The 22,742-nt window shown below is 38.2% G+C and carries 22 protein-coding genes; 9 read left to right on the top strand and 13 right to left on the bottom strand.

Going from position 1 to position 22,742, the window contains the following annotated elements; all coding sequences use genetic code 11:
• The first annotated feature begins 2 nt into the window (after positions 1-2).
• From DRF67_RS18455 to DRF67_RS18445, 3 genes are all read left to right on the top strand, one after another.
• A complete protein-coding gene (locus tag DRF67_RS18455) occupies positions 3-1,040 on the top strand; it encodes a peptidylprolyl isomerase (protein ID WP_228435853.1) in 1,038 nt (345 codons plus the stop codon).
• Between the two features lie 111 nt (positions 1,041-1,151).
• Positions 1,152-2,318 (top strand): retropepsin-like aspartic protease, encoded by a 1,167-nt coding sequence (locus tag DRF67_RS18450; RefSeq protein WP_115929770.1) that lies wholly within the window; start codon positions 1,152-1,154, stop codon positions 2,316-2,318.
• Between the two features lie 90 nt (positions 2,319-2,408).
• Positions 2,409-2,630 (top strand): hypothetical protein, encoded by a 222-nt coding sequence (locus tag DRF67_RS18445; protein WP_115929769.1) that lies wholly within the window; start codon positions 2,409-2,411, stop codon positions 2,628-2,630.
• 866 nt (positions 2,631-3,496) lie between these two features.
• Here the strand turns inward: DRF67_RS18445 and DRF67_RS18440 are convergent.
• From DRF67_RS18440 to DRF67_RS18405, 8 genes are all read right to left on the bottom strand, one after another.
• Positions 3,497-3,742, bottom strand: coding sequence for a hypothetical protein (locus DRF67_RS18440; RefSeq protein ID WP_123912778.1), 246 nt, complete (start codon positions 3,740-3,742; stop codon positions 3,497-3,499).
• An 831-nt stretch (positions 3,743-4,573) separates the two neighbouring features.
• Positions 4,574-5,932 (bottom strand): M28 family peptidase, encoded by a 1,359-nt coding sequence (locus DRF67_RS18435; RefSeq protein WP_115929767.1) that lies wholly within the window; start codon positions 5,930-5,932, stop codon positions 4,574-4,576.
• Position 5,933: 1 nt separating this feature from the next.
• Positions 5,934-7,292 carry a M20/M25/M40 family metallo-hydrolase gene (locus tag DRF67_RS18430; RefSeq protein WP_115929766.1) on the bottom strand — a complete coding sequence of 453 codons (1,359 nt, stop codon included), beginning with the start codon at positions 7,290-7,292 and terminating at the stop codon, positions 5,934-5,936.
• 1 nt (position 7,293) lies between these two features.
• The gene (locus DRF67_RS18425; RefSeq protein ID WP_115929765.1) at positions 7,294-8,700 is read right to left on the bottom strand and encodes a M28 family peptidase; all 1,407 of its coding nucleotides are present in this window, start codon (positions 8,698-8,700) and stop codon (positions 7,294-7,296) included.
• A gap of 55 nt (positions 8,701-8,755) precedes the next feature.
• Entirely contained in the window at positions 8,756-10,000 is a 1,245-nt protein-coding gene (locus tag DRF67_RS18420) for a DUF1015 domain-containing protein (RefSeq protein ID WP_115929764.1), read from the bottom strand.
• A 2-nt stretch (positions 10,001-10,002) separates the two neighbouring features.
• Positions 10,003-10,968, bottom strand: coding sequence for a D-2-hydroxyacid dehydrogenase (locus tag DRF67_RS18415; RefSeq protein ID WP_115929763.1), 966 nt, complete (start codon positions 10,966-10,968; stop codon positions 10,003-10,005).
• 112 nt (positions 10,969-11,080) lie between these two features.
• Entirely contained in the window at positions 11,081-12,145 is a 1,065-nt protein-coding gene (gene serC, locus DRF67_RS18410) for a 3-phosphoserine/phosphohydroxythreonine transaminase (protein WP_115929762.1), read from the bottom strand.
• Between the two features lie 109 nt (positions 12,146-12,254).
• Complete coding sequence (locus tag DRF67_RS18405; RefSeq protein ID WP_115929761.1) at positions 12,255-12,605, bottom strand: 4Fe-4S binding protein; 351 nt, start codon at positions 12,603-12,605, stop codon at positions 12,255-12,257.
• 59 nt (positions 12,606-12,664) lie between these two features.
• On the opposite strand from DRF67_RS18405, the gene DRF67_RS18400 reads away from it, so the two are divergent.
• From DRF67_RS18400 to DRF67_RS18390, 3 genes are read left to right on the top strand one after another with little or no spacing between them, the layout of a single operon-like run.
• Positions 12,665-13,699: an acyl-CoA reductase gene (locus DRF67_RS18400; RefSeq protein WP_115929760.1), complete on the top strand. Its 1,035-nt coding sequence runs from the start codon at positions 12,665-12,667 to the stop codon at positions 13,697-13,699.
• 47 nt (positions 13,700-13,746) lie between these two features.
• On the top strand, positions 13,747-14,193 hold the full coding sequence (locus DRF67_RS18395; RefSeq protein WP_228435852.1) for a peptidylprolyl isomerase: 447 nt from the start codon (positions 13,747-13,749) through the stop codon (positions 14,191-14,193).
• Positions 14,194-14,224: 31 nt separating this feature from the next.
• Positions 14,225-14,914: a Bax inhibitor-1/YccA family protein gene (locus DRF67_RS18390; RefSeq protein ID WP_115929758.1), complete on the top strand. Its 690-nt coding sequence runs from the start codon at positions 14,225-14,227 to the stop codon at positions 14,912-14,914.
• 427 nt (positions 14,915-15,341) lie between these two features.
• On the opposite strand, the gene DRF67_RS18385 is transcribed toward DRF67_RS18390, so the two are convergent.
• From DRF67_RS18385 to DRF67_RS18365, 5 genes are all read right to left on the bottom strand, one after another.
• Positions 15,342-15,590, bottom strand: a complete 249-nt coding sequence (locus DRF67_RS18385; RefSeq protein WP_027375263.1) for a DUF6952 family protein — start codon at positions 15,588-15,590, stop codon at positions 15,342-15,344.
• Positions 15,590-15,898, bottom strand: a complete 309-nt coding sequence (locus DRF67_RS18380) for a thioredoxin family protein (protein WP_076355737.1) — start codon at positions 15,896-15,898, stop codon at positions 15,590-15,592. Before DRF67_RS18380 ends, DRF67_RS18385 begins: the two co-directional genes overlap by 1 nt.
• A gap of 126 nt (positions 15,899-16,024) precedes the next feature.
• Positions 16,025-16,657 (bottom strand): peroxiredoxin, encoded by a 633-nt coding sequence (locus DRF67_RS18375; RefSeq protein ID WP_089733937.1) that lies wholly within the window; start codon positions 16,655-16,657, stop codon positions 16,025-16,027.
• 146 nt (positions 16,658-16,803) lie between these two features.
• Positions 16,804-19,743: a M16 family metallopeptidase gene (locus DRF67_RS18370; RefSeq protein WP_115929757.1), complete on the bottom strand. Its 2,940-nt coding sequence runs from the start codon at positions 19,741-19,743 to the stop codon at positions 16,804-16,806.
• A gap of 38 nt (positions 19,744-19,781) precedes the next feature.
• The gene (locus DRF67_RS18365; protein WP_115929800.1) at positions 19,782-20,975 is read right to left on the bottom strand and encodes a pyridoxal phosphate-dependent aminotransferase; all 1,194 of its coding nucleotides are present in this window, start codon (positions 20,973-20,975) and stop codon (positions 19,782-19,784) included.
• Positions 20,976-21,147: 172 nt separating this feature from the next.
• Between DRF67_RS18365 and DRF67_RS21615 the strand changes: the two genes are divergently transcribed.
• The 3 genes from DRF67_RS21615 to rsmG all read left to right on the top strand — a co-directional run bounded on the left by DRF67_RS21615 (position 21,148) and on the right by rsmG (position 22,713).
• Positions 21,148-21,405, top strand: a complete 258-nt coding sequence (locus tag DRF67_RS21615) for a hypothetical protein (RefSeq protein WP_165851834.1) — start codon at positions 21,148-21,150, stop codon at positions 21,403-21,405.
• Entirely contained in the window at positions 21,372-21,992 is a 621-nt protein-coding gene (locus tag DRF67_RS18355; RefSeq protein WP_165851833.1) for a GLPGLI family protein, read from the top strand. Before DRF67_RS21615 ends, DRF67_RS18355 begins: the two co-directional genes overlap by 34 nt.
• A gap of 85 nt (positions 21,993-22,077) precedes the next feature.
• Positions 22,078-22,713: a 16S rRNA (guanine(527)-N(7))-methyltransferase RsmG gene (gene rsmG, locus DRF67_RS18350; RefSeq protein ID WP_115929754.1), complete on the top strand. Its 636-nt coding sequence runs from the start codon at positions 22,078-22,080 to the stop codon at positions 22,711-22,713.
• Positions 22,714-22,742 lie beyond the last annotated feature (29 nt).

The raw sequence follows: 22,742 nt of genomic DNA, 5'->3' as shown, positions 1-22,742 counted from the left end.
AAATGAACGTAGACAAAGAAACTTACGAAGGTCTTAATGACGGACTTTATGCGAATCTTCAAACCACAAAAGGAAACATGATTGTGAAGTTTGAAGACAAGAAAGCACCAGTAACTGTAGCCAACTTTATCGGTCTTGCAGAAGGGAAAATCGACAACAAAGCTAAGGCTAAGGGAGTTCCTTATTATGACGGAACTATTTTCCACAGAGTAATCAAAGATTTCATGATCCAGGGAGGTGATCCTCAGGGTACGGGAATGGGAGATCCTGGATATAAATTCGAAGACGAGAAAAATGACCTTAAACACACAGGGAAAGGAATTCTTTCTATGGCTAATTCAGGTCCAAACACCAATGGTTCTCAGTTCTTCATTACTGAAATAGCAACTCCATGGCTAGATGGCAGACATACCATCTTCGGGAAAGTTGTAAAAGGTAATGATGTGATTGATGCGATTGCAAACGTTGAAAAAGGTGCTCAGGATAAACCTAAAACAGATATTGTTTTAGAGAAAGTTTCTATCTTCGGTAAAGGGGATGAGTACAAAAACTATGATGCTGCTAAAACTTTTAACGAAGGAAAAGCTAAAATTGCTGACAATAACAAAGCGTACATCGCCAAGGAAGAAGCAGACAAAAAGAAAAAAGAAGAAGAGTTTAAAGCCAACCAGGAAAAATTAGTTGAAAACTTAAAAGCCGGAATGCAGAAAACTGAATCAGGTCTTTACTATAAAATCACTAAGACAGCTGAAGGTAAAGCTCCAAAAGCAGGTGATAACGTTTCTGTACATTACGCTGGTAAACTGGTAGATGGAACTGAATTCGATTCTTCATTCAAAAGAAATGAGCCGATCGATATTCCAATCGGAATGGGAAGAGTAATCAAAGGATGGGATGAAGGAATCCTGTTGCTGAAAGAAGGTGAAACTGCTACATTATTGATCCCGCCGGCAATGGCTTACGGAGAAAGAGGAGCAGGAGGAGTGATCCCGCCAAACTCATGGTTAGTTTTCGATGTTGAGCTTGTAAAAGTAAAATAATTGAATTTCTTTAAGATATGAAGCCGCCCTGATGGGCGGCTTTTTTGTTTTACCTTTTAAAGGTGATTTTGTCTACGGTCTAAAAATGACTACTTTAGTAAAAACTACTTCATGAAAAAATTTTTATATTCTATTTTTATATTTTCTAATCTTAGTCTTATAGCCCAGGGAAGAAAATTCTTTGAAAATGGAGAGGTTTACCTAAAGTCAGCAGTTGAAAAGATCAATTTAAAATATTCCACCGATTTACCTTTTGTGAAAGTACATATTAACGGAAAAGCATATAATTTTCTGTTGGATACAGGGGCACCTACCGTTATTTCTTCTGCAATTTATACCGAATTAGGCCTTGAAAAGAAGCATAAAAGCAGTGTTAAAGACTCGCAAAAAAATAAACAGGATCAGATCTTTACAGTACTACCTGAAATGATGGTCGATCAGCTAACTTTTAAGAATATTGGAGTTATCGTGATGGATCTTAAAGAAGCTGAATTCGGATGTTTTAAAGTGGATGGAATTCTGGGTTCTAATCAGATGGCTAAACTCTTCTGGAGGGTTAATTATGATAAAAATTCATTGGAAGCTACTCAGGATCTTTCTAAGTTTGATCTTACAGGCTATGATATTGTCATTCCCTTTGATGTAAAGGATCAGAAAACACCTATTATGAACGCTCGTATTGTTGATAAGAAGGTGGCCCTTATATTTGATACAGGGTTTTCAGGAAGCATAAAGATCGCAAATAGTGATTACAATGTAAAAAAAATAACCGAGAAGGTAGATGTTTATGGAAATAGCTCTGTAGGAGCTTTCGGAGTTGGAAGTCCCATTTCTGGATCTATTTTTAAAGCTTCAGCTGTTTCCTTTGGAAATAAAAACTTTAACAATGAAGTTGTGGTAACAGGAAATTCAAGTTTGGTAGGAAATGATTTTCTGAAAAATTTTGTTTTTGTCCTGGATTGGGAAGGGCATACAATTTATATGAAACAAATTAAGGAATCTTCTCACAAGCTGGAATCCTTTGGTTTTGGATACCGTTTCATAGATTCCAAACCTACTGTAGCCTATATATATCAGGATGAAAATTTTCCATTAAAGGTGGGTGATTCTATCATCAGTATTAATAATGTAGATCTGGATCATCTTGATAAAGAAGGGGCCTGTCATTACTTTCTGAACAGGATAGAAAAGGACGCTGATGAGATTGATTTGAAAATAAGAAGAGATGGGACTGTAATGAATGTGAATCTTAAAAAGAAAATATATATAAAAGGTTGATGGTTAAGATCTAAAATACCGTAGAAATACGGATTTCCAATAAAGCTGATTGTTTATATCTTTATCAACCACTAAAAACAAAACAGAGATATGTTTGATCTGAATTATGATTTAATAAAACAGGAAATAGAATCTGAAACATGTAAAGAGCATCATCTGCATCCGGAATTTGTAAAAACTGAGGAGGGATTTGGTATAAGAGCCTGTTGTGAGCCTTTCAGACTTGAATTAGTTGCAAAATCTGAAAAAATGATCGAGGAAGAAACGACCCAATTCCTGGATAAGATGATGAAAGATATTTTTAAAGAGTAAATTTTTATAATGTGATGATAACCTTGTGTTATCGTAGAGCTGCTCCGGATGGAGCAGCTTTTTTTGGATCAGATACAAAGGTGGTGGAGAGTTTTTTATATCTATACTTTACAATCTGCACTACTCATTTTTTCTACCTGATCCTCCACGATGCCAATATTCAATAGGAACGGACTTTAGTCCGTTCACCTGTGATAGAAAATGACTTAGCGCCAAAATCTATTCATTCTTGAAGCATGTATGAATTTTTTTTCCTATTATACTTTTGCCTTAAAGCAAAAGTATACAAAAATTCAAGACTGGAATCATCCGCTAAAAATTGACCTTGCCTCCTAAAATTTCCAAACTCGCATGGATTCAACATTGGTTCTTCGACTCAATAGGGTAGCCATGCTCAGACACTGGAAATTTTTTAACGGATTCAAGACCAATTTTGCCTCTGATTTTTTATTTTAATTTGAATCGGCGAACCTTAAAGGTTTATTAACGCTCCTGATTCCTAGGTCGGTTAAAGGTTTACTTACAACTATTTCCCATGGACCTGCTACTGAGTTTCCTTTCAATTTATGCTCAAAAATCTGTGAAAATCAGTGTTATCTGTGGTTAATTTTTTTTACTTATATGCTACAATCGAAGATTATCTCTCTTCAGTCGATGAATGTTATTTCTACGGAGTCAAACAGTGATTGGTATACAATCTTATATTATTTTTTCTATTCATATTAACTCAAGCTTTTGCCTGGGCCCCACAATTTTTGTACTTGATCCTATTTCATTTAAAGAAGCTGTAGGTTTAAGGTAAAATAAGCATCAAAAAACCACCCTCTGTAGAAGGGTGGTTTTTCAGTAAAAGAAAGATTAAAAAGTTATATGTTTCTGCCGGATCTTTTCTTCATGCTGGTTCCAGCTAAGGAACTGATGAACACAAGACCAAAGCCGATATAAGCGGCAAATGCGGTCAGATATATTATTAAGCTGTTAAAGCTTGGTTTTAAGGTGTATACCAATACAGAAAAGGCAGCAAAACTCAACACCAATAATAGGCTCCATACATGCATTTTTGCAGCATCTTCATTTCTCTTAAAAATCATTTCAAAAAAGGCTCTCATCATTACTTACATTTTAAGGGTTATACATTAAATTAATTAGACAGAATAAATAAGCACACTGGTCATGGTAAAAAGAGGATAAACTCTCTTACTGGGCTAAGGTTCATGACAGCTTTGCTATCTATTCAATATGATTAATCCGGATTATAAACCCGGAACAAATCAAAATTTTTTTGAATCCCTGCTATAGGATCCGAGGGTAGTGATACCAGTCAGATACGGGGCATAAAATTGCTATGAAGAATCAACGGATGGTTGATTGATCACGTTCCCGTATCTTTTACGGCATCGTAGAAAAAAAAGGATTCATATACATCAATATGAACTTGAATCAGTGGAAAACTGAAAATCCACAGAAAACCTCTTTTCTCATCGTTAGTGCTTTTTTAATTTTTTTTCTCGATACTTTAAATGCTAATATCATGCCAAAGTGATTAAGTCTACTGTTAACAGTTTGAGTTATGTGTTTGTATTGTGCAGTTTTTCAGTGGGTTAAATGAGTTATTTCATTAAACGAAGAAAAGTTTTATTTCAGAGTACAACCTTTTATTTTATATTCTGCTTTGAAATAATAGTATATTACAACGTGAATAAAGAAAGTTAGAAAATATAATTAATAGTTGTGTCAGTGATCTCCTGGATCTCGAAAAAATAAAGTTTTGGAATACCATTTCTCCCAATTTATTTTTTATTCTGTCAGATGATTAAATGTTTGTTTCTACTGAATTAATTAATGCAATCTTATGAAACCGATTGTGCAGTTTATATAAAAAAGTCCATAGAAATCCTGATCAATAAGGATTTCTATGGACTTTATATTTGTACGTTTTTAGATTACCAGTTTTTATCGATCATATAGATAAGCTGTGTCATGGCTGCTGCACCTAATAAAAGCTCTCTGCGGTTTACTTTTTCAAAAGTATCTTCTTCGGTATGGTGAATATCGAAATACCGTTGTGAATCCGGCATCAGTTCTGCCGCAGGAATTCCCATATCATGTAACGGATAAAGATCTGTTCCGGAAAACCGTTCCTCGAAGTTGTAAACGCCATAAGGAAGGAAGAGCTTTGACCAGCTTTGAATTTGTTTTCTCTTGGCATCATCCATATCCAGAGCAATGCCTCTGGGTGCAAATCCACCGGCGTCAGATTCTATGGCAAAAAGATGTTTTTCATTGTTTTCCTTAACTGTTTTACCATACTGAATTCCTCCTTTAACACCATTCTCCTCGTTGGCAAAACAAACGACCCTGATGGTATGGTTGTTCGGTATGCCCAGTTTCTTGAAAGTTCTGAGGACTTCAATACTCTGAACAATTCCGGCACCATCGTCATGAGCCCCTTCACCTACGTCCCAGGAATCAAGATGTCCGCCTACAACAATGACACTCTGGTCTTTTTTACCTGTAATTTCCCCAATCACAGAGTGGGAGAGTTTTTCGCCTTTCATGCCACAGTTGGAATTGAGTTTAGCGGTAATTTTCTGGTTTTTCAATAGAGCTTCCAGTTCATCTGCGGTAGTGCTGCCGATTGCTACGGCTGGTACCTTGGTGACTTTGTCTTCGTAGCGCATTGCCCCTGTGTGGGGTACATCATCAAAAGCTGACGAAAGAGAGCGGATAACTGCAAATTTACCCCCTTTTTTTGCCGTTAGGCTCGCAGCTGTTGTTCTGTATTTGGCAGCATCGCCATAGCCCTTGAAGGTTTCTATGAATGACTGGCTGAAAGCGTAATTGAAGAACACAATTTTATCTTTTACGATTTCGGGAGACAGTTTGTCGTATTCTTCCATAGATTTTACCATGATAATTTCTCCTGAAATATCCTTTCCGCCGGTTCCTTCAGAATTTCCCAGGGAAAGCATTTTAAGGCTTTTCCATTTTCCATCGGATGATTTGATGTGTAAGGATTCTTTGCCTCTTTCCCAGACCGGAATCATGACTTCCTGGAGCCATACCTTATCGGCTCCGGCATCACGGAGTTTCTGCTCTGCCCATTTTACCGATTTTTCGTACGCCTCGGAACCGCTTAGACGGTGACCGATGGTTTTAGTGAGTTCTCTGAGTTCTGTATAGCCTTTTCCGTTATTCAGAATTTCTGTGGAAATCTTTCTGAAGCGGATAGAATCATCTTTGGACTGTCCCAAGGCGATTATTCCGACAAGGAGTAATGAAGTTCCTAATATCTTTTTCATGTTACCAATTTTTATCAATCATATAAATAAGTTGTGTCATAACAGTTGCGCCCAGAAGGAGCTCTCTGCGGTTCACCTTTTCAAATGTATCTTCTGCAGTATGGTGAATATCAAAATAGCGTTGGGGTTCCGGTACCAGTTCTGCAGTAGGTACACCCATTTCATGCAGCGGAGCGATATCAGATCCTGAATATTTTCCTTCGAAATTGTAGACTCCGTAAGGTAAAAAAAGATGCCCCCAACTCTTGATCTGATTTCTGTGATCATCATTCATTTCAAGTGATATACCGCGGGGAGAATAACCTCCTGCATCAGATTCTATCGCGAAAAGATGTTTCTCGTTCTTTTCTTTGACTGTTTTTCCATATTGTTTACCGCCCTTTGTTCCATTTTCTTCATTGGCAAAGCAGACGGCGCGTATCGTATGGTTATTCTGGATTCCTAATTTTTTGAAGGTTCGCAGTACTTCAATACTCTGAACGATCCCGGCACCGTCATCATGTGCTCCTTCGCCCACATCCCAGGAATCCAGATGTCCACCCACCACAATAACGCTCTGATCTTTTTTGCCACTGATTTCTCCAATGACGGAGTGGGAGAGCTTTTCTCCTTTCATGCCACAGTTGGAATTAAGTTTAGCGGTTACTGAATGAGCTTTCAATAGGCTTTCAAGTTCATCTGCTGATGTACTCCCGATGGTCACAGCGGGAATTTTTGAAACATTTTCGTCATAGCGCATATTTCCCGTATGAGGAACGTCGTCAAACGCTGATGAAAGTGATCTGATGATGGCGAATTTACCCCCTTTTTTAGCTGTTAAAGAAGCAGCTGTTCTTCGGTAAGCGCCTGCATCGCGGTAAGAGATAAAGGTCTGTACATTCTCCTGATTGAAAGGGTAGTTGAAGAAAACGATCTTGTCTTTTACTTTTTCTGCCGGAAGCAGATCATATTCCTCCATAGATTTAACCATGATAATTTCACCGAAAACGTCTTTTCCACCGGTCCTTTCCGAATTTCCCAGGGAAAGCATTTTTATGTTTTTCCAGGTTCCGCCTGAGGTTTTGATATGTAGTGATTCTTTTCCTCTTACCCATACCGGGATCGTTACCTCCTGGAGCCATACTTTATCGGCGCCGGCATCACGGAGTTTCTGTTCTGCCCATTGTACAGACTTTTCATAAGCTTCGGAACCGCTTAAGCGGTGGCCGATGGTTTTAGTGAGCTCTTTCAATTCGGCATAGCCTTTCCCGTTATTCAGAATTTCTGTGGAAATTTTTCTGAACTGGAGAGAGTCTTCTTTAGACTGCCCGAAAGCTATCACTCCAAAAAGAAGTAATGAAGTTCCTATCATCTTTTTCATATTACCAGTTTTTATCGATCATAAAAATTAACTGTGTCATCGCTACGGCTCCTAATAAAAGCTCCCGTTTATTCACTTTATCGAAACTGTCTTCCACCGAATGATGATAATCAAAATAGCGTTGTGTATCTACGACCAGCTCTGCCAGAGGAATATCGAGTTTCTTTAAAGGAGCAATATCCTGTATGGCATTGGTCTGGTCAAAATCATAAATTCCATAGGGCAAAAAAAAGTTTTTCCATTCAAAAACCTGTCTTCTTCTCTGGGGAGACATATCCAGTGAGAATCCTCTCGGTGAATAGCCGCCGGAATCCGTTCCCAGGGCAAAAACATGTTTTTCGTCTTTCTTTTTCACATAGGAAGCATACATATCTCTTCCCTGACCTCCATTTTCACTGTTGGCATAGAGAACAACCCGTATCGTATGATTATTGGTGATCCCCAATGCTTTAAAAGCTCTCAGAACCTCAATACACTGTACCACGCCGGTACCATCATCGTGAGCTCCTTCTGCAAAATCCCATGAATCCAGTTGGGCTCCCAGTACAATCACTTTGGAGTCTTTTTTACCCTGGATTTCAGCAATGATATTAGGATTTGTTGTCTCCCCCTTAGACTCGGCTGTCATGTTGATTTTTGCAGTGACTTTTTGTTTTTTCAAGATTTTTTCCAGTTCATCTGCAGATCTCACGCCAATGGACAAAGCTGGGATTTTTACTTTATCATCTGCTTCATAGTAAATCATTTTGGCATGAGGGGTATCATCATTAGCTGTTGTTAAAGATCTTATAATTAAGGCTTTTGCACCTGTTGTTGCAATAACAGAGGCAGATATTAGTTTGGATTTCGCGGCGAGTAAGTAGGAATCGTTGGTATTAATGATCTTCGGATCGAGTGGAACATTCACGAAAACAATTTTATCTTTGAGCTGGCCTACAGACATCGCGTTAAGTTCGGACGTGGAATTAATAAGGACGATCTCGCCTGTCAGGTCTTTCCCACCTGTTCCCTGAGAATTTCCGAAAGAAAGCATTCTGATATTTTTCCAGTCTCCGTTTCCGGTTTTTATTTGTAAGGATTCTTTTCCCCGAATCCACACAGGAACTTTGGCTTCCTGTCTCCAGATCATTTCGATTCCTATTTCCTTGAGCTTTTTTTCAGCCCATTCTACAGCCTTTGTGTAGCCGGGAGTTGCGCTGAAGCGGGGACCGATTCCTTTTGTAAGCTCTCCAAGATTTTCATAGGCATGCCCATTGGTCATGATCTCGTCAGAAATCTTTCTAAATTCATCATGATAATTGAGCTTTACCGGAATAGCCGCTTTGTGGGCGGATTTTTTCTGAGGTTTTTTTTGAGAAAATAAAAATCCACTCAAAAAGAGTGGAAGTATAATGAATATTTTTTTCATTTATGGTTTACCTTTCTTTTTCCATTGATAAAATTAGGGAAAAAATAGGAATTTTTTAAGGTTTCATGTCGTACATTAACAGGGCTGTAATTAATTTAGGCTCGATGAACGTACATTTTGGAGGCATACTCAGTTTTAAGTCTGAAATTTTAATCATATCATTAAAGCTTACCGGATAAATTCCGAAACCTACTTTACCTTCACCATTATCTACTTTTTCTTTTAAAATATTAATGCCATTGATATTAGAGGTTCCTTTTACATAGGAAATCTGCTCGGAGCTATCCGGGTCTTCAATTTTTAATATCGTCTTGAAAATGTATTTGTCTAAAAGATGGTGATCCAGATTATCCAGAGACATTTCTTTGGAACGCAGATCATGTTTTACGTGAAGTGAATAGAATTTCCCGTCCATATACATGGAGATATGGAATTTCTGAGAAGGGTAGTACGGGGTTTCCCCTTTTTCATGAATAAGGAAATACTGTTCAAGCTGCTTCAGGAAGTCTTCACCGGAAATGCCGTTCATATCATGTAAGATCCTGTTATAATCATGGATTTTTATAGACTGGTTGGAAACGATGAAACTGTACACAAAGTTGTAAAGTTCTGTTCCGTTATGCCTTTTATTTTTATCCTTATGGCGTTTTGCATTCAGTGCTGTAGAGCCGATTCTATGGTGTCCGTCAGCAATGTAGAATGAATCGATCTGATCGATCACTTCTTTAAACTGCTGCAGTTTCAGACGGTTGTCTATTCTCCATATTTTATGTCTGATACCAATAGAATCCACATGATTGAAGATTGGAACATTCTTCTCTTCGTGGTTCATCAGCAATTCAATTTTTGAATTGGCAGGGTAGGTAAGCAATACAGGTTCTGCCTGCAGGCTTACTTTTTCCAGGTAATGGGCGAGTTTTTCTTTTTTCTGGGGAATGGTACTTTCGTGTCTTTTGATTTTCCCGTTCCAGAAATCTTCAATGCTTGCCAGCCCCAGAAGCCCTCTGAACACCTGTTTGTTAGGATAGATCTGCTCATAAAGATAATAGGCGGAATTGTCCTGGACCAATTTCTTTTCGTCCAGAAGTTCTTCAAAGGTAGAACGGATCTTTCGGAGATTCCGGTCAATATCTTTTGATTTGCTTACAACATAGGGTTTAATCATGTTGATGTAAGTATTTTCAACTTGAGCTTTCTCAGTGATCTCTTCCTGGGTAAAATTATCCAGTGGATGGGTAGGGAAAGTGCTCTCAATATCTCTATGAGGTCTTATTCCACGGAAAGGTTTAAAAACAGGCATATTTATCTTATAGTTTCTTTTTGTAGCTTAATAATCTGTTCAGCAAGTTCGACACCGATTTTTTCCTGCGCATCTACGGTATTTCCTCCTACGTGTGGGGAAAGGGATAGTGCAGGGTTCATCAGTAACGGTAATTCCGGGCTTGGCTCGTTTTCAAAAACATCCAATGCTGCTCCGGCCACTTTTCCTGACTCTATATAATCGATAAGGGTCACTTCATTGATGACACCGCCTCTTGCTGTATTCACAATATAGACCCCGTCTTTCATTTTTTCAAACTGAGGGGTGTCTATAATATATTCATTCGTTTTCGGAGTATTGATGCTGATAAAATCCGTATTGCGAAGGAAAGCGTCCATATCGTTGGTAGAAGTGATTTCAAAATTCACGGTCTGTCCGTCAAAGAAGTTTAGGCTAAGTACTTCCGTTCTCGGGCTTCTTGTGAGTACTTCTATTTTCATTCCTAAAGCAATTCCTATTTTTACGACTTCCTGGCCAATACTTCCAAAGCCGATTACTCCTAATGTTTTTCCTGAAAGTTCATACGCGTTACTAAACGACTTTTTCATGGCATTGAAGTGAGTCTCTCCTTCCAGGGGCATCAGTCTGTTCGATTCGTGCAGGAATCTTGCCAGCGAAAGGAAATGACCGAAAACGAGTTCTGCCACTGATTTTGACGAAGCCGTAGGAGTGTTGATCACTTTGATCCCCTTACTTTTCGCATATTCCACATCAATATTATCCATCCCGATACCGCCTCTTCCAATGATCTGAAGGCCCGGGCATGCATCGATCAGGTCTTTTCTCACTTTTGTTGCACTTCTTACAAGAAGCACATCAACATTATTATCGTTGATAAAATTAATAACGTGATCCTGAGCCACTCTATTGTCCAGGATTTCAATCCCGGCATCTTTTAATGTACGCTCTCCCGCTTTTGAAATTCCATCGTTTGCTAAAACTTTCATGTGTTATTTTATTATAGATGTTAGAGGTAAGCTATCAGAACTCCGATGGTAAGCTCGTTATCTGGTATCTGTTGTCTGAAATCTTTTTATTTTTTCGGTCGCCTAATATAAGCTATTTTATTGACTTCATTACATCCACCAAAACCTGTACGCTTTCAATAGTTAAGGCATTGTATAAACTTGCTCTGTATCCGCCAAGGCTTCTGTGACCGTTTAATCCACTGATCCCTGCCGCTTTCCATGCAGTATCAAATTCTTCTTTTTTGCTTTCATCTGTAATTTTAAAAGAAACATTCATCAATGAACGGTCTTCTTTTACACAGAATGTCTCGAACAGAGGATTGCGGTCGATCTCATCATATAAAAGTTTGGCTTTTGCCTCATTTCTCTCTTCTGCTGCAGCGATACCTCCGTTTTTCTCAAGATACTGAAGCGTAAGCAAAGATGCATACACAGGGAATACCGGTGGTGTATTGTACATAGACTCTTTAGCAATATGCTGAGAGTAATCCAGGATGGAAAGCATATTTTCTCTTCCGGTTTTACCCAAAATTTCTTTTTTTATCACCACTAAAGTAACACCTGCAGGTCCCATATTTTTCTGGGCACCGGCGTAGATCAGATCAAATTTTGAAAAATCCAGCTGTCTGGAGAAAATATCAGAACTCATATCACATACCATCAGGGTGTCTACTTCCGGAAAGGATTTCATCTGAGTTCCATAGATCGTGTTGTTGGAGGTACAATGAAAGTAATCATATTCTGAACCTACGGCATAATCTTTAGGAATAAAAGAATAGTTTTCTTCTTTTGACGATCCTACCACGTCTACCGATCCCAGTTTTTTGGCTTCCTTGATCGCTCCGGCAGCCCATGTTCCTGTATCCAGATACGCTGCTTTTCCACCTTCTTTCATCAGGTTATACGGTACCATGGCAAACTGTAAGCTTGCACCACCTCCCAGATAAAGTACCTCATAGTCATCACCAAGATTCATCAGCCTTTTCACAATGGCGCGGGCTTCATCCATCACTGCCACGAAATCCTTGCTTCTGTGAGAAATTTCAAGAAGGGATAATCCGATACCATTAAAGTCTAAAATAGCCTGTGCTGATTTTTCGAATACCTCCTGTGGTAAAATACATGGTCCTGCGCTGAAGTTATGCTTTTTGTTCATATTTTTATTTTTTGGTTACTTCCGGAGTAAAACTCCTTCTGTTTATTTTTGTTTTATTTGATTATTGGTTAAAAAAAAGCCGTCTCAAGAACAATGAGACGGAAATTTTTTATTCGCCGTGTAAGAATGCTTTTTTATTAAGCAGAGCTTCTTCAGTCTCTACGTGGTCCTCATCCGGAACACAGCAGTCTACAGGACATACAGCCGCACACTGTGGTTCTTCATGGAATCCTTTACATTCCGTACATTTATCTGTCACAATGAAATAAACGTCATCACTTACAGGCTCCTGAGAGGCATCGGCATCTACAGTAAGTCCCGACGGCATTGTTATCGTACCTTGAAGAGCCGTACCGTCAGAAGCTTTCCAATCTACAGCTCCTTCATATATTGCATTGTTCGGGCATTCCGGTTCACAGGCCCCGCAGTTAATGCATTCATCAGTTATTTTAATAGCCATCGCTAATTTTTTTTAAATTTGCACAAAATTACAAAATATTCCCCAATTTTACAGTAATTATGAATACCGAAAATCAAGTTTTAGGACTTATTAAATTAAGCAATTATATAAAAGCGTTTTTAGCTAAGAAACTGGAAAATCACAATGAAGATGATGGTGATATTGAATTATTATTAAAAAAATCTGAAATTGAAAATCCGTGGTTTACTGTTGATAATCAGAAATTTGCATTGCAGCAGTGGGCGGATTTACTTACTGAAGAGCACATCAAAAGCTGGTTGGCAAATTATTCAGTTTCGAAAATTTCTAAAAGAGTAGGTCTTATTCTGGCGGGTAATATTCCGTTGGTAGGCTTTCATGATGTGATCTCTGTAGTTTTGAGCAATCATATCCCGGTGATTAAACTTTCTTCGAAGGACAGATACCTGATTCCGTTTTTATTAAAGAAATGGAACGAGCTTTCTGACGGGCAGGTTGCGTTTGAGTTTGTTGAAAAATTACAAAATTTTGATGCTGTGATCGCTACGGGAAGCAATAATACCGCAAGATATCTTGAATACTATTTTAAAAATCATTTAAGCATTATCCGGAAAAACAGGACTTCTGTGGCAGTTCTAAAAGGTAATGAAACGGACGCAGAGCTTCAGCTTCTTGCCAATGATATTTTCCAGTATTTTGGGCTGGGATGTAGGAATGTAACCCGGATTTTTATTCCGAAAGATTTTGTCATCGACCGCCTGTTTGAAAATTTCTTAAACTTTCAGGATATTATCCATCATCATAAATACGCCAACAATTATGATTACAACAGGGCTGTTTATCTGTTAAACCAGGAAAAATTCTGGGATAATAATTTTGTGATGCTTAAAGAAGATGATAAGCTGTTCAGTCCGCTTTCAGTCATCAATTTCAGCAGGTATGAAGCTTTGGATGATGTTAAAGCTTTTATCGCTGAAAACGAAGAGAATATCCAGTGTGTAGTAGGAAAAAAAGAATTGGGATTGGATACGATTTCTTTTGGGGAAGCACAGAATCCGGGGCTTGATACCTACGCAGATAATGTGGATACGATGAAATTTTTAGAACTGGTCTGATTTTCGTATCTTCCCTCATTGATTTCACCAGAAATAAAATCAACAGTATGAAAAAATTATTTTTAGGTCTTATGATCATAAGTGCACAGCTGATGTTTGCACAAAAAACGGTAGGTCTGAAAGCAGACGATGGTATGAAAAAAGAATTTCCTGCCAAACTAACCAAAGATAAGATCAATCTGTTCAATGATAATTTCTATAAATTTATCGCTGCTGTACAGGTTTCTGACAGGAAAACCATTGATGCGCTGCTTGCTGATAAAGTAAAAGAAATTGTGACTGATGATGTTCTTAAAAAAGTGAAGGAAGGCGTTGATCCCGAGAAAAAATTCGAGGTTCTGAAAGTAGGGTATTATGTATCCATGGATGGAGTAAGCCACCCGAATATTAAATACAAATATGCCGGAGATCCTGCTGCCAAGGAGGTTGTCAGTGCTGTGTTTGATAATGACGGAAAGATTGTCGGAGTAATGCCCGGTAAAAAAGACCAATAAGTTTATTTTCGATTATAAAAATATATTAACTATGATGACAGATGTTTTAGTCGCTCATTCTTCGGAGGTGGAGAAGGCGAATTTTTACAAGAAAACGTATTTGCATGTTGCTTTGTCGATTCTTGCATTCATTGGAGTGGAAACCGTTTTATTAAAGACTGTGCCTGTAGAAATTATCGCAATGATGTTTGGCCAGAGGTATATCTGGTTGCTGATTATCGGTGTTTTCTGGCTGGCTTCTGTGCTGGCTTCCAAATGGTCGCTTTCACAAAGTAAATCCACCCAGTATTTAGGACTTGGTTTCTATATTCTGCTGGAGGCCGTTATCTTTTTGCCTCTGCTTTTTATTGCCACCAATATGACAGGAGGTACCCATGTGATTTTCCAGGCTGCAACATTAACGATTGCAATGTTTGCGGGGATCTCTGCTGTAGCTTTTACGTCTAAAAGGGATTTTTCTTTTTTAAGGAATATCATCGTAATCGGCGGATTTATAGCTATCGGGCTGATCGTTGGAGGGATGTTGTTCGGTTTTAATCTAGGACTGTGGTTTTCAGTGGGAATGGTTATTCTTGCTTCGGCTACTATTCTATATCAGACAAGCAAACTGAAAGACGGATTCGCTACCAACCAGTATGTAGGAGCTGCTTTACAGCTTTTTGCTTCTATTATGCTTTTATTCTGGTATATTCTGAGTATTCTGATGAGCAGAAGAAGTTAATTTGAAATATATTTGGCTTTACATAATAGTCCTGGTGATTTTTCATCAGGATTTTTTATTTTAAAGAGTGGACAGCCAGGGGACGTCTTTTATTTCTCTCGCAGATTATGCGGATTTGGCAGATCCTTTTTAATCTCACATAATACTTGTTTGTTTGACCAAAGATATCTATGCTATTAATGCAGGAGTATTCGTGGGATCTGTGTTTTTTTAACTAAGAGCCCAAAAAATCCTGATGACAATTTCACCGGGATTTTTTGGTTATTCTTGATTATGATCATCGATCCATTTTCTTCATGCTGCCAATGAGACTTTGAAGATGATCAATATGAGCGCTAATAAAGAATAAAGAAAAAGTATAGTAATGAGGAAAACCTCAGGTATTGTATGTCGTGTAGACAATCTTTTAATAAACAATCGAAAAATATTATTTGTCGATTGATCCCAGAACCTTTTGTGCAAAAGAGTTTAAAGCATCTTTTTCACTCATTCCGTTCTGTACGTTTGCGTGAACCTCCAAAGCGCCGCAGATGTTGGTAATCAATTCGCCTGCTACATTAAGGTCTTCTTCACTTGTTCCCCTGAATTCGCTGAAACTTTCCAGTACTTCTAAGGTCTTTTCAAGGTTTTCAGGGGTCTGATTTTGATAAAACTGTCTGATTACGGGTAATTTCATTATGATAATTCGTTAAATAGGTTAATTAAGCTTTCTGCCTGGTTAGACTGAACCTGGTTGACCAGTTCACCGTTTTTGAAGATTGCGAAAGTTGGTAAGTTGTCTACTTTTGCTAATTTTCTGCTTTCAGGAAGTTTTTCAGCATCTACATATAAAAATGGAATTGCGTCATTTTCAGAAGCCAGCTTTTTGAATTTCGGCTTCATGATTCTGCAGTTTCCACACCATGTTGCGCCATACTGAACAACTACTTTTTCGTTATCGTTTACAATATTTTGTAATGTATCTTCGGTTAATTCTGTGTACATGATTCTAATTTGAAAATTTGTTAATTTGAAAATGTGTCAATGCTTTGTAAAGAAGAAAATGAGATAATTTTTAACCATCCTGAGATTGATTTTCAAATTATCTCATTTTCAAATTAACACATTATATTAGTTCTTCGCTAAGTATTCTGCAGTAGAAGTTCTGTCTGCTTTCATGGCATCTTTTCCTTCTTCCCAGTTTGCAGGACATACTTCACCGTGCTTTTGAACGTGAGTGTAAGCATCAATTAATCTTAAGAATTCTTTTACGTTTCTTCCCAAAGGCATATCGTTTACCGCTTCGTGGAAGATTTTTCCAGTTTCGTCGATAAGGTAAGTCGCTCTGTATGTTACGTTAGATCCTGTGAAAACTTCTTCTCCTTCTTCATTGTATTCGAAATCCTGATCAACGATACCTAAAGTATTCGCTAATTGTCTGTGCGTATCAGCTAAAAGTGGATACGTTACTCCTTCGATACCTCCGTTATCTTTTGGAGTGTTTAGCCATGCGAAGTGTACTTCGTTGGTATCACAAGACGCACCGATTACTTTGGTGTTTCTTTTTTCGAATTCACCTAAAGCCTCCTGGAAAGCATGAAGCTCAGTAGGACATACGAAAGTGAAATCTTTAGGATACCAGAACAAAAGAACTTTTTGTTGGTTGTTGGTTGCTTCTTCAAGGATGTTGATTCTTAAATCATCACCCATTTCAGACATTGCGTCGATTGTTAAATTCGGGAATTTTTTTCCTACTAAAGACATAATTTTCTGTTTTTATATTTAAATTTCTGATGCAAATATACAAAGGTTTATCTATCGAACAAACAGATGTTGATAAATAAAATCTATAATTGTTTTTGACAGTATTACAAGAAAAAGCCCTGAAAACAGGGCTTTTATTGTGTATTTTAGTAACCGAATATCTCGGTCAGGTTAAGCTTTTTAACTTCGCCCAGTTTCTGCATATCGGCCTCATTTACTTTATCTTGAGAGGCTACCAGACAGTAGGTATAGTTCTTATTTTTCATTTCCTTGTCATGGAAAGCGTTGATGTCCGCAAAAGACAGTTTGGGTGCCTGTTCGTAGACATTCTTTCTCATATCAAAGTCATTACCAAGTTTTTGGGACTTCAGATAAGAGAAAATAATACCGTCCTGTGTAATTCTTTCGGAAGCAATCGATTTTTTCAATCCGCTCTTTGCGGTTTCAAATAGCTGTTCAGATTTAGGAAGGGTAGTCAGAAGTTCATTCATCGCAGTAGTGGACTCATTGAATTTGTCTGCCTGGGTTCCTACATAAGCCATAATCATATCTTTATCTGCTTTCTTGCTTGGCAGTGCAAAATAAGAATATGTGGAGTAGGCTAATGCTTTGGATTCTCTGATGGTCTGGAATACGATCGATCCCATACCACCACCAAAATAGTTGTTGAACAGACTCACGGTAGGGGTAACAGAAGGGTTGTACTGATCTGAGTTTCTTACCCAGAATACCTCCGCCTGCACCATATCATAATGGGCAAACAATACCTTGTTTTTATCTGTAGGAATCTGAGCGAACGTCTTGGTTTTAGGAAGATCTTTAAGACTGGCAGGAAGAACGTGAACCGGCTTTAGGGAGGCTACTGTTTCGTTTCCTGATTTCGGACCGTAATACAATACTTTATGTTTAAAATTAAACAGGTCATGAAGAACGTTGACCAGGTCTTCCGCCTTTACAGCATCAAGTTCCGCATCACTCAGCACGTTATTGAATGGGTTTTGAGCACCATACTGGGCATAGCTTCTCAAGCCTGCCATAATGGAAGCCTTGTTCTGTTTTGCATTGGCCCTGGCTTTCTTCAATCGTACTTTGTAGGCGTCCAGTGCTGCCTGATCTGCCTGACAGTTTTTAATCAGATCTTCAAATAAGGCAATGGTCTGATCAAAGTTTTCATTAAGGCCTTCAAGCGTTACATAGGTTTCCTCATTTCCGGCACTTACATTGAAGCTTGATGCCAGTTTGTAGAATTCTTTACTGATGGCCTCAGAAGATTTGTTTTTTGTGCCTAGATATTGCAGGTATTCCGCAGCCAAAGGAAGTATTTTATTGTTCCATTTTCCTGAATCGAAATGATAATACATTCTGAACAGGGTGTTGTCTGTATTTTTTACCGATAAAACTTCTACTTCACCTAATTTGTTTTTGGCAATGTCCTTATTATAATTTAACCATACCGGAGCAATTGCATTTTCAGGCATTTCGTCAATTTTCTTAAGGAAAGGAGACTGGTCTTCTCTGTTTACGGAAACAGGAGTGATGGTAGGCTTATCTACTTTTACGATGCTTTTGTCTTCACCTTTTCTCTTGTAAACCGCGACATAATTGTTGTTCTGAAGATATCTGGTCGCGAAATCCATGATGTCCTTTTTGGTAAGCTTTGAGATTTCGTCAACATATTCCAGGGTTACCCGGTGGTCGATGTCTGAAGTAAACTCATCCATCAAAATGCTTGCTCTTGACGAATATTTTTCGTCCTTCTGAATAATACCTTTCTTTTCGTTGTTGACGATAGACTGAATCAGGTCGTCAGAAAACTCTCCTTTTCTTAATTTATCAATTTCCTGAAGAAGAAGATTTTTTACTTCATCCAGAGACTGTCCTTCTGTAGGTTTTCCCTGAAGCAGCAAAACGGAATAATCTTTCAATGCATAAGATCCGGCAAAGGCACCCAATAGTTTCTGTTTTTTTACCAGGTCGAGGTCAATCAATCCTGCCTGTCCGTTGGTAAGCATGCTTCCAACAAGGTTTAAGAGTCTTGCGTCTTTGGTAGAAGCTCCTGGAAATCTGAAGCCCAGCATAACACTTTCAGGATTGGGTCCCACTACTTCTTTTACTACAGGTGCTGTGATCGGCTTCTCCTGGCCTACTTTATACTCAGGAACCGCTTTAGGCTTCATGTAAGAGAACGCTTTGTCAATCTTTGCGATCACTTCATCCGGATTGAAATCCCCGGACATGATGATTCCCATGTTATTGGGAACATAGTAGTTGTTATAATACTCCCGTATGGCGTGGAGCGACGGGTTTTTCAAATGCTCAATCGTTCCGATAGTGGTCTGCTTTCCATAATTGTTGTTAGGGAATAGGCTGGCAAACATAGTATCGAAAACTTTATCTCCGTCATCATCAAGAGATCTGTTTTTTTCTTCATAGACTGCTTCAAGCTCCGTATGGAAAAGTCTCAGAACCGGCTGTCTGAATCTTTCTGCCTGTACCGAAAGGAATTTGTCAAGGACATTGGCAGGAACGTCTTCGGTATACACCGTTTGTTCAAAAGAAGTAAAGGCATTGGTACCATCTGCACCCATACCGGCCATCATTTTGTCATATTCATTGGCAATGGCATACTTGGCAGCTTCTCCGGAAATTCTGTCGATCTCTTTATAGATCTCTTTTCTTTTGGCTTCGTCCTTTGTCTTGTTGTACTTTTCGTACAGCGCATCAATCTGGTCTAAAAGGGGTTTTTCTTTAGCCCAGTCTTTAGATCCGAACTGATCTGTTCCTTTAAAAAGCATATGTTCCAGATAGTGGGCGAGACCGGTATGGTCTGCAGGATCTGTTTTGCTTCCTGCTTTTGTGGCAATATACGTTTGGATCCTTGGGTCCTTATTCGTAGGGCTCAGGATTACTGTTAAGCCGTTTTTTAAAGTATAATATCTTGCTGAAGTAGGATCGTTGGTTACGTATCTGTACTTGTAGCCGTTGGAAGTTGCTTCCTTCCACTGGAAATCCTGTCCATAGGCATAGCCGGCAAAACTGGCAGCGGCAATGCTGGTGGCGATTGTTAGTTTTTTTAGCAGATTCATTGCTGTAGTGCTTTGTTTTTGATGATGAGTTTTTATTGTTAACTGAATTGTTCCAACAACTTTTTGATTCTCCTCATTGCTTCTTTTAAGTCTTCTTCAGATGCGGCATAAGAGAATCTGATGCATTCCGGGCTTCCGAAAGAGAAGCCGCCTACACAGCCTACGTGGGCATTTTCAAGAAGGAACATGGCAAAGTCGTCTGAATTTTTTATTTCAGTTCCATTCAATGTTTTTCCGATATAATAAGAAATATCAGGGAAGAAATAGAAGGCTGCTTTTGGAAGAAGTACTTTGAACCCCGGGATCTCCTGGATCAGGTCATAGACTAAATCTCTTCTTTTTTTGAATGCATCAATCATGTATCGGTATTCGGAAGGATCTGTCTGTAGAGCGGTAATGGAAGCTCTCTGTGCTACCGTGTTCGCTCCGCTTGTCATTTGTCCCTGTACTTTTTCACAGGCTTTTGCCAGCCATTCAGGACATGCTGAATATCCGATTCTCCATCCTGTCATGGCAAAAGCCTTTGACATTCCGTTGATGACGGCTGTCTGCTCATATACTTCAGGAAACTGTGCAATAGAGGTAGTTTTGGTTTCGTAGTTGATAAATTCGTAGATCTCATCAGAAATGATCGTGATCTGGGGATATTTGGCAATAACTTTGGCGATGGATTTCAACTCATCATAGGTGTAATATCCTCCTGAAGGGTTACATGGCGAGCTGAACAGTACAGCTTTAGTTTTTTCTGTAATAGCTTCTTCCAGCTGTTCTGCCGTTACTTTAAAGTCTGTCACATAGGAAGTCGGAAGCATTACGGAAGTTCCGCCCATCATTTTTACCATCTCATCATAACTTACCCAGTATGGAGCGGGAAGAAGAACTTCATCACCATCATTGATAATGGCTGCAAGCACATTGATAATAGCCTGTTTGGCACCATTTGATACACAGATTTGAGTAGGTTTATATTCCAGATGGTTGTCTCTCTTCAGTTTGTAAGCGATAGCCTCACGCAATTCCAGAAACCCGGGAACAGGGGAGTAGTGGCTGTAATTCTGGTTGATGGCATCAAAAGCGGCCTGTTTAATATTGTCCGGAACATCAAAATCCGGTTCACCAAGAGTTAAGCTGATAACGTCTATTCCGCTGGCTTTCATTTCTCTCGCTTTATTAGACATTACAAAAGTCTGTGAGTATCCTAATCTTTTTACTCTATCTGAAAGTTTATCCATGTATTTTTTGAATTTTAACAAATATATGATAAAAAGGCCTTGCAGAAGTAATAAAAAGAGGGTGGTTTTAAAGATTTTTATCAGGTTTAACCCAGATTCATTATATTTGGAGTTGATGTTGTTTTTGATGCAATTTTGGCTTGAAAACACACCTGCTTAAAAACTTTAATCCATGAAAAATAGGTATTCTCTTTTATTTTTGGTATTATCCTGCACTATGTTTGCTCAGAATTATCGTTTTGTGTATGAATACAAAATGAAATCAGATATTGATAATAAAGATTCTCAGGTTATCGATTATATGAATCTGGATTCTGACGGGAAGAAATCTTATTTTTATAATGCTGTGAAATACGAAAGAATTCTATTTATCAGGCAGATAAAGATCTTAATATATTGTTTAAGAGTAAAAATTATGACAGAAGCTTAGGTTATATTATTGAAAAAGATTATTCGAAAATAGAAGCCCATTTATATGATCAATACAAAACAGCACATCTTGTTATTACGGATCCCGAAGTTCCCAAGTGGTCGGTGCAGAAAGAGTTTTTAAAGATCAATGGCATGGATTGCCAGAAAGCCGTAACCCGGTACAAAGGAAGAGAATGGGAAGCATGGTTTTCTAAAGATTATCCTATCAGCGATGGTCCTTACAAATTCAATGGTCTTCCGGGACTTGTGGTAAGGGTTAAAGATAGGGACGATAATCATATTTTTAATATGGTTCAGGTGAAAAAAGTACATTCTATATTTAATTTTGTCCCTAAAAACAATAAAAAAATATCTGATCAGGAATACAGGCAGCTTGTAAAAAATGAGATCTTCAGCCCTGAAGATATTGAAAGTATCAACATCGACAGACAAACAGGAAAAATGGGAGTACAGTTGAAAGATGGATATGTGACGCAATTGGATCTTGGTCAAATTAAAAAAGCGGGCAAGGGAAATGAAGATGCAGAACTGGCCAGGTTGCTTAAGAAAAGTAATAATCCTATTGAAAAAGAAAATTCAAAATAAAATTCTGTTATTTTTTTGATATACCCTTTCTGAAAATTTGAATAAAGCCGATAAAAACTTATTTTTGCCAATTATAATAATTCACATGTCTGCATCGTTAGTATTAAAATATTTCCCGGATCTTACAGAAACACAGGTAGAGCAATTTACAAAACTTGAAAGCCTGTACAATGAATGGAATGAAAAGATCAACGTGATTTCCAGAAAAGATATGGAGTCACTGTATGAAAAACACATTCTGCATTCTTTGGGAATTGCGAAAATAATGGAATTTGCACCCGGAACGAAAGTTCTGGATATCGGAACCGGCGGTGGTTTTCCAGGAATTCCTCTGGCTATCCTGTTTCCGGAAACTGAGTTTACGTTAATAGATTCTATTGGAAAGAAAATAAGTGTTGTAAATGCTGTTGCAGAAGGTGTAGGACTGAAAAATGTGACCGCGATCCATGGCAGAGCTGAAAAATTAAAGGAAAAATTTCATTTTGTAGTCAGCAGAGCGGTAACCCAGATGCCGGAATTTCTGAGATGGCTGAAAGGAAAATTTGAAAAAGAACAGTTTAACCCTAAACATAATGGAATTTTATATTTAAAAGGAGGTGACCTGGCAGAGGAGCTGGCCGGCCTTAAATGTGAAATTTTCAATCTTAAAAACTATTTTGATGAAGAGTTTTTTGACACTAAAAAAGTAGTCTATCTATCAAAAGGTAATTTTAATTCCTAAATTTGTGATATTGAGGAATAATTTTTGCT

Source organism: Chryseobacterium pennipullorum (assembly GCF_003384725.1).
In the GTDB taxonomy this organism is placed as follows: domain Bacteria; phylum Bacteroidota; class Bacteroidia; order Flavobacteriales; family Weeksellaceae; genus Chryseobacterium; species Chryseobacterium pennipullorum.
This window is presented reverse-complemented; position numbering and strand designations above follow the sequence as displayed.